The 6636-nt window shown below is 60.0% G+C and carries 10 protein-coding genes and 1 pseudogene; 10 read left to right on the forward strand and 1 reads right to left on the reverse strand.

Going from position 1 to position 6636, the window contains the following annotated elements; all coding sequences use genetic code 11:
* The first annotated feature begins 10 nt into the window (after positions 1 to 10).
* The 5 genes from ACP7AP_RS18915 to ACP7AP_RS18935 all read left to right on the forward strand — a co-directional run bounded on the left by ACP7AP_RS18915 (position 11) and on the right by ACP7AP_RS18935 (position 2892).
* A complete protein-coding gene (locus ACP7AP_RS18915; RefSeq protein WP_426036631.1) occupies positions 11 to 1309 on the forward strand; it encodes an ATP-binding protein in 1299 nt (432 codons plus the stop codon).
* Between the two features lie 20 nt (positions 1310 to 1329).
* Positions 1330 to 1755, forward strand: coding sequence for a DedA family protein (locus tag ACP7AP_RS18920; protein ID WP_426036633.1), 426 nt, complete (start codon positions 1330 to 1332; stop codon positions 1753 to 1755).
* Positions 1752 to 1922, forward strand: a complete 171-nt coding sequence (locus ACP7AP_RS18925) for a hypothetical protein (RefSeq protein ID WP_426036635.1) — start codon at positions 1752 to 1754, stop codon at positions 1920 to 1922. The genes ACP7AP_RS18920 and ACP7AP_RS18925 overlap by 4 nt, the downstream gene beginning before the upstream one ends.
* A gap of 336 nt (positions 1923 to 2258) precedes the next feature.
* Entirely contained in the window at positions 2259 to 2447 is a 189-nt protein-coding gene (locus tag ACP7AP_RS18930) for a hypothetical protein (protein ID WP_426036637.1), read from the forward strand.
* A gap of 13 nt (positions 2448 to 2460) precedes the next feature.
* Complete coding sequence (locus ACP7AP_RS18935) at positions 2461 to 2892, forward strand: LssY C-terminal domain-containing protein (protein WP_426036639.1); 432 nt, start codon at positions 2461 to 2463, stop codon at positions 2890 to 2892.
* Positions 2893 to 3281: 389 nt separating this feature from the next.
* On the opposite strand, the gene ACP7AP_RS18940 is transcribed toward ACP7AP_RS18935, so the two are convergent.
* Positions 3282 to 3893, reverse strand: a complete 612-nt coding sequence (locus ACP7AP_RS18940) for a cytochrome b/b6 domain-containing protein (RefSeq protein ID WP_426036641.1) — start codon at positions 3891 to 3893, stop codon at positions 3282 to 3284.
* A 194-nt stretch (positions 3894 to 4087) separates the two neighbouring features.
* Here ACP7AP_RS18940 and ACP7AP_RS18945 point away from each other — a divergent pair, with 194 nt between their 5' ends.
* The 5 genes and pseudogenes from ACP7AP_RS18945 to ACP7AP_RS18965 all read left to right on the forward strand — a co-directional run bounded on the left by ACP7AP_RS18945 (position 4088) and on the right by ACP7AP_RS18965 (position 6581).
* Positions 4088 to 4303 carry a hypothetical protein gene (locus ACP7AP_RS18945; protein ID WP_426036643.1) on the forward strand — a complete coding sequence of 72 codons (216 nt, stop codon included), beginning with the start codon at positions 4088 to 4090 and terminating at the stop codon, positions 4301 to 4303.
* 97 nt (positions 4304 to 4400) lie between these two features.
* Complete coding sequence (locus ACP7AP_RS18950) at positions 4401 to 4838, forward strand: MFS transporter (RefSeq protein ID WP_426036645.1); 438 nt, start codon at positions 4401 to 4403, stop codon at positions 4836 to 4838.
* Positions 4839 to 4955: 117 nt separating this feature from the next.
* Complete coding sequence (locus tag ACP7AP_RS18955) at positions 4956 to 5282, forward strand: hypothetical protein (RefSeq protein ID WP_426036647.1); 327 nt, start codon at positions 4956 to 4958, stop codon at positions 5280 to 5282.
* Positions 5283 to 5376: 94 nt separating this feature from the next.
* Entirely contained in the window at positions 5377 to 5805 is a 429-nt protein-coding gene (locus tag ACP7AP_RS18960; RefSeq protein WP_426036649.1) for a hypothetical protein, read from the forward strand.
* 263 nt (positions 5806 to 6068) lie between these two features.
* Positions 6069 to 6581 (forward strand): annotated as a pseudogene (locus tag ACP7AP_RS18965) (ABC transporter ATP-binding protein).
* Positions 6582 to 6636 lie beyond the last annotated feature (55 nt).

Here is a 6636-nt window from a genome sequence, read left to right on the forward strand (position 1 = left end):
CACTCTGGCGGTGCTAGGCGCGCTGATCCTGGTCGGGGCGGTCGGCTACACCGTGCTACATCGACAGTTGGCCGATCGACAAGATGCGCGGCTGATGGAAATTTTCACGACGTTGCAGCAATCCGATGCCGACGATAAGCAGGATCTGGTTGAGGCAATCGCCGCCCGCATAAAAGCCAGCCCAAATTATTCGTCCGTTTTCTTGCTCAGGGATGCTGCGGGCAAGATTCTGGCAGCCAACATTCAGGATGTTCCGATCAAGTCGGGCTGGTCTACAGTCGAAGCCTCCGCTCTGGGAGTTCAATCCGACTATGCGTACCGCGTATATGCTGGCGACTTGAACAGTGAGCATTTGGTCGTAGGCTTAAGCAACGCTGATCTTGATGATCTGTCCGAAATCATTCTGAGCGGGTTCGGTTGGTCTGCCTTAGCGGTCCTCATAGCTGCTATCGCTGCCGGATCATGGATCGCATTCAGGCTTCAGCGCCGTCTCAGCGACGTAACATCCACGCTGCACCGCGTCGCTGGCGGGGATTTATCCACTCGATTGGCCGTGTCAGGCCGTGGCGATGATCTTGACCTGATTTCAGGCGAGATCAATCAGACGCTCGGCCGCCTTGGCGCACTGGTCGAGGCCATGCGTCAGGTCAGCGCCGATATCGCCCATGAATTGCGCACGCCGCTGAACAGACTGCGCATCCACATCGAGCAGGCGGCGCGCAACGCCGCCGTCGCTGCGCCTGTCGAGGACGACCTCGCTGCCGCCATCGCGCAAAGTGAAGCCATCGACCAGACCTTTTCCGCGTTGCTGCGCATCGCCCAGATTGAGGCTGGGGCGCGTCGGGAAAAATTCGCGCCGGTCGATCTTGCAGCATTGCTCGGTGACGTCGGAGACATTTATGCCGAGGTGGCGGAAGATGCGGGCCAGACCTTGCTGTGCGATATGGCGGGGGTCGCATGGGTGATTGGTGACAAGGAATTGTTGACACAGACCTTCGCAAACCTGATTGAAAACGCCATCCGACATTGCCCGACCGGCACGGCGATCACTTGCAACGTCCGGGCGGAGGGCAACCGAGTGACGGCGTCAGTCTCGGATACCGGTCCGGGGATTCCGGACGGGGAGCGTGAATTGGTGCTCCGCCGCCTTTACCGGCTGGAGAAAAGCCGGACGACAGAAGGTACGGGACTAGGGCTGTCGCTGGTCAAGGCCGTGGCTGATCTGCATGGTGCCGAACTAGCGCTGGCAGATGCACTGCCGGGATTGCGGGTAGAATTGCAATTTGCGCGGATCATCGGCGCGTCATAACCCAGATGCTTTGACAGTTCGTGGATTTCCTTGGGGCGCATCAATCCCTCGCAATCCTCTTTGCCTTTCTTGTGGCCTTTGGCGAGGCTTTGCTGATCATCGGGCTTTTCGTGCCCTTGACGACAGTGCTGGTCTGGCTAAGCGCATTGATCGGCTTGGGCGAGATGACATTTCTGCCAGTCTTTGCAGCGACCGTTGCCGGAGCCATTGCCGGGGATGCCCTGTCGTTCTTGGCTGGTGTGCATTGGAAACAGCAAATCCGTAAATTCCGGCCATTCTCGCGCTACAGCGCGCTGATGGACAAGGGCGAGCAATTCATTCTGGTCCCCGCAGCCGATCGGGGCGGTTGCGCGTGGCACTTTGGCTGGAGCGCCAAGGCGGCCGAAGTGGCGCTCTTGGGCGGGTGCTTCGAAATAACGATCAAATGCCACAAGTGGCGGCCTTGATCGGGCTGGTACTCCTCGCCTTCGCCAGCTTTGTGCTGTTGCTTGTGGCGGTGATTTTCGATCCGCAAATGGCACTGGCGGGTGCGGCAATCGGGCAGTTTGTGCAGGGTCTGCGCACGGATTGGGCCACCTCGGCGATGCTGGGTATCACCCTGTTGGCGGGATAGGGCTGTGTTGCTGCCGGTGGGGCTGGTCCTGATCGCAGTCCTTGCGGTCAGTCGGCAATGGGCGTTGAGCGGGTCTGTGACGGCAGCAAGCCTTGCCGGGGTTGCCTTTGTGCCTTTGTTCAAGATGCTGCTGCATCGCGCGCGCGATCCCGATGCATCAGGGGGCGGACGGCTTCAGCTTTCCCAGCGGCCATTCCACACTGGCCACCATCATCTTCGGTATGCGGGCCCTGTTCGTGGCGCAATCCCTGCCAGTAAGGTTTCGCAGTATGATTTACGGCAGCTTGCCACCTTGATTGCGCTGAGCGGACTGTCGCGCGTGCATCTGCAGTCGCATTGGCCAGCGATGTGCTGGCGGGGTTGCCGTTCGGCGGTGCTTTGGTCAGCGTAGTGGCCCCACTGCCGGATGCGCGGGTCGTGACCGTTCAGCATCGGATGTTTGCGGTCGTGCTGATAATTACCAAGGCCGGGCATCATGCCGCTTCATTTGTGGACTGGCTGGTCCGCCGCTACGGCCCGTTATGACGCCCCCCTGCCCGTGACGACGCTTGCTGCAGCTGACTGGCCGGCGACTGGCTGGCAGCAGCCCACCCATCGCATCTTACTGGATAGTGACCCAAGCAAGCCGATGCTGCTGCAAATCACTTGGGCTCTGGCAGACCTAGTGACCGCATTCGAAGCTGCCGGATGGCAGGCATCGCAGTCCATACAGTCGGGCGAGATCCTTTCGGCAATCGTGCCGTCTCGTCGGCAGCTTGGACGTCACGCACTGTGGCTGATGGCGCATCTTTTCCGCTCGGCATTGGTGACCCTCACCAAGATAGACGCCACCGATCAGCGCATGGTGTTGCGTATTTGGAAAACGCAAAACTTGGTGCAAGATGGCACCGTCACTGTCCCGCTTTTGATGGTGTCGCTGACAGGCTGGACCCGGTCGACTTCGGATATACGCAGCTGGAGGGCGTCGTAGTTTGGGCCGGATCACCCGATCAGTTGGCCACCGAAAAGGCCGGGTTGGTGGCGGTGCTGCCATAAACCATTGCGCAACCGGGCAGGATTGTCGATCTGCTGCTTGTCGCCGCGCAGCAATCGGTCCGGATTTCGCTTTTACAGGTTGCGTGGAAAGATGGAACCCGGAAGCCCGAGCTTGCGAAGCGCTGCCTCGTAGATCGAGACCAGCCGGGGATAGAACTGGCGATAAAGAAGCGGCTCCGCAATCCAGATCAAGAAAGACGCAAAGGCGGCAACCCTAAAAGCGCCCAGCATGCCTATGGGAACCGGTGCTTGCGCATCGGCATTGATCGCAAGAACGGCGTTGTGGTTCTAAAGCTCGACGACGGACAGGGACATCTTGAGGCCCTACCGCCCAAAGGACCACATCGTCGACAGGCGCATCGACCGCAAAAGATGGTGCAGCAGGGCCAGGCCAGCATGGGCAATCAGGTAGGCCCAAACCAGATTGGCCAACGCAAGATGTACCGTCATCGCGATCATCCCATCCGGTTCGGCCGAATGCAGACCAAGAGCGACCTGCACGAAATAGACCGCGCCGGAGGCCGCCATAGCCGAGATCAGCACAAGACCAAGGCCGTGAATGGCCGAAGGCAAGGCCGCCTCTGGGTCATGCTGGGGAAGGCGCAGCTTCAACGCTGCCCCGGCATGTACCTTGATGTCCCGCCCCAGTGCCGCCAAACGCCGCGCGGAAAACCACGGCAGCAACGCACCAAAGTCAGTCCCGCGCGACCGCACCAGGATTGTCACCCAAAGCCCGAACGCCAGAACCGTGGCCGCAAGGCCCGAATACCGGTGAATCTGAAACAGGATGTCTCCCGGCTGCACATCATCCGGTCCGTGCATCTGCAGGCTGGTCAGTAGCTGGGTCACGATAGCTAGGGCCAAACCTGCGTGCAACAGGCGGGTCGCGCGATTATGCCGGGTTTGAATGTTGGTGACAGGAGTGTTGCTGTGCATGTCGAGGTGTTCCAATGGGGGCGGCCAGAAGGAAATGGCGCGTTAGGCCAAACTAAATCTCCAAAACCGCGCCAGCCTTTCCGCTAGGTCACAAATTTGTAAGGTTGCGGGTATCCGTTCAAGTTACGCCGCCGCGAGACGCCGACGCATAGTAAGGGTGCAACCCAGTCCGTTCGTCGCCCGGAGCCAGCCCCATGTTCGCATCCAACCGCAGTCAGCTTCCATCCGGCATCTGGCTTCTGGGCTTCGTGAGCCTGCTGATGGATATTTCGTCCGAGATGATCCACAGCCTGCTGCCGCTGTTTCTGGTCACCGCCTTTGGGGACCACTGCGCTGATGATCGGGCTGATCGAGGGGCTGGCCGAAGCAACCGCTCTGATCGTCAAAGTGTTTTCGGGCGTGCTGAGTGATTGGTCCGGGCGGCGCACAGGGTTGCCGCTTATCGGCTAAGGGATTGGGGCCGTCACAAAGCCTCTGTTCGCCCTTGCCCCAAGCGTGGGTGTCGTGTTGACCGCGCGGCTCTTGGACCGCGTGGGTAAGGGCATTCGCGGCGCACCGCGCGATGCGCTCGTCGCCGTTATAGCGCCGCCCGAGCTGCAAGGTGCTGCGTCTGGGCTGCGCCAGTCGCTGGATACAGTCAGTGCATTTGCCGGGCTGCTGATTGCGGTGGGGCTGATGTTGCTTTGGTCAAACAACTTTCAGGCTGTGTTCTGGGTTGCGGTCATCCCCGCTGCGATGGCTGTGGCCCTGCTTGCTTTCGGAGTGAAGGAGCCGCCACCAAAGCCCGGAACGATCCGGCAAAACCCGATCCGGCGTGCCAGTCTTGCCCGCCTCCCGGTTGCCTATTGGCAAGTGGTTGGCATCGGTGCCGTCTTTACGCTGGCGCGCTTCAGCGAGGCGTATCGGTCCTACGCGCGCAAGAAAGCGGCATCCTTTTGGCGATAGTTCCGCTGGTCATGGTGGCGATGAACCTTGTCTAAGCCCTGTCGCCTGCCCGTTGCGGCGCCTTTCCGATCGGGTCAGCCATAGATCCCTGCTGGTCGGGGCCTGATCCTGCTGATCATGGCTGACCTCATTCTGGCCAGTTCCGCCCATTGGACCGTGGTTCTTGCCGGGGTTGCGGTCTGGGGCGTTCACATGGGCAAGACGCAGGGCTTGATGGCCGTCATGGTGGCCGACACCGCCCCGGCCGACCTGCACAGGACGGCTTACGGACGTTTCAATTTGGTCAGCGGGGGTGCACTGTTGATCGCAAGCTTTATGGCTAGGGTGCTTTGGGACAGCATTGGTGCCCCGGCGACGTTTTTGACGGGGGTCATGTTCAGTGCTGCGGCCTTGGTTCTGCTGTTCAAGCGTGGCGGAAATCTGCCCACCAAGCGCGGGGCCTGAGGTTGTAAGGTTGCTGACACCTGAGTGTAAGATGGCAACCCCATCTGTCCTTCATCAGGCCGCAACCCGTGGCCATGATTGACTCGAGAGACCCATGCAAACGAAGACTTCCCTCACGATCACTGGCGCGCTTCTGGCGCTTTCCCTGATCTCTGGCACCTTGGCCTTTGCCGAAACCCAAGGTGTCGAAGACCCTATGGCTGAGGCAAAGACCTTCCTGGCCTCGCCCACCAGCCTGTCCCAAGTAATTGCCGCCTCCGAAGCGGCTGCAGGCGGCAAGGTGTCCAGCATCGAATACCAGGGCGGGGAAAACGGTGCGCCTGACCTTATCATGGCCGAAGTGGTGCTTGCCGATGGCACCGAGAAAACCGTCGCCATCAACCCGGCCGATGGCAAGGTGATGAACATCACGCTGGCCGGGAATGACCAGCAGGGTGACGAACAGGACGGCGGCGCCGAGAATGAAAGCGGCGGCAAAAACAGCGATGACAGCGAGCAGGATGGCGAAAACGCCAATAACTGATCCCTGACCCGATGACAGGACAGGCGGTGTCGCAGGGCATCGCCTTTTTCTTTGACCAAAGGCCGTGGCCGAAAAATGTCCACATTACATAACTGTAAGTTGGGCGAAAGACCGCTGCGGTGTGGGCCAAGCAAACAGGGTCCACCAAGAACCAGCCCACAAGGGCAACGCGCAAAAGGAACCCCACAATGTCTGAACCCATGATCCGGTTGAACCGGCTAACCCAGTCTTTCGATGGGGTGACTGCCGTTGATGCCCTGTCGATGGAGATCGCCAAAGGCGAGGTCTTCGGCTTTCTCGGTCACAACGGTGCAGGCAAGACGACGACAATTTAGATGCTGACCACATTGGCGCGTCCGGCCTCTGGGACGGCGACCGTGGCAGGGCATGACATCTGCACCGACCCGTTGGAGGTGCGACGCCGCATCGGCTATGTCCCCGAAAACGTGCGGCTTTACGACACCCTGACTGCGGCTGAGAACCTGATCTTCTTTGCTCGCCTGTCGGGTGTGGCGGAGCCGAAGCGGCGCGTGGCAGAGGTGCTTGACCTATTGGACTGCACCTATCTGGCCGACAAGCGCGTGGGGGGCTTTTCCAAGGGAATGCGTCAGCGTGTCGGCCTTGCGCAAGCCATCCTGCACCAGCCCGATGTGCTGTTTCTGGATGAACCTACCTCGGGCCTTGACCCGATGGGCATCAAGATGCTCCGCGATCTAGAGCAAGTCGCCGTTCATATGATTCAGGCTTCCCATCTTGGACGGTTTCTGATTCCCTGATCTTTCCAGATATAGGGGATCGAGATGGGCAAATCACATCCTATGGAGCTTCGCA

The organism is Cypionkella sp. TWP1-2-1b2, assembly GCF_049896245.1.
GTDB lineage: Bacteria > Pseudomonadota > Alphaproteobacteria > Rhodobacterales > Rhodobacteraceae > Cypionkella.

Excerpts from the sequence above, each read along its gene's own strand:
- ACP7AP_RS18960 (WP_426036649.1), top strand. The coding sequence starts at position 5,377 with ATGCAAACGAAGACTTCCCTCACGATCACTGGCGCGCTTCTGGCGCTT.
- ACP7AP_RS18955 (WP_426036647.1), top strand. The coding sequence starts at position 4,956 with ATGGCTGACCTCATTCTGGCCAGTTCCGCCCATTGGACCGTGGTTCTT.
- ACP7AP_RS18945 (WP_426036643.1), top strand. The coding sequence starts at position 4,088 with ATGTTCGCATCCAACCGCAGTCAGCTTCCATCCGGCATCTGGCTTCTG.
- ACP7AP_RS18940 (WP_426036641.1), bottom strand. The coding sequence starts at position 3,893 with ATGCACAGCAACACTCCTGTCACCAACATTCAAACCCGGCATAATCGC.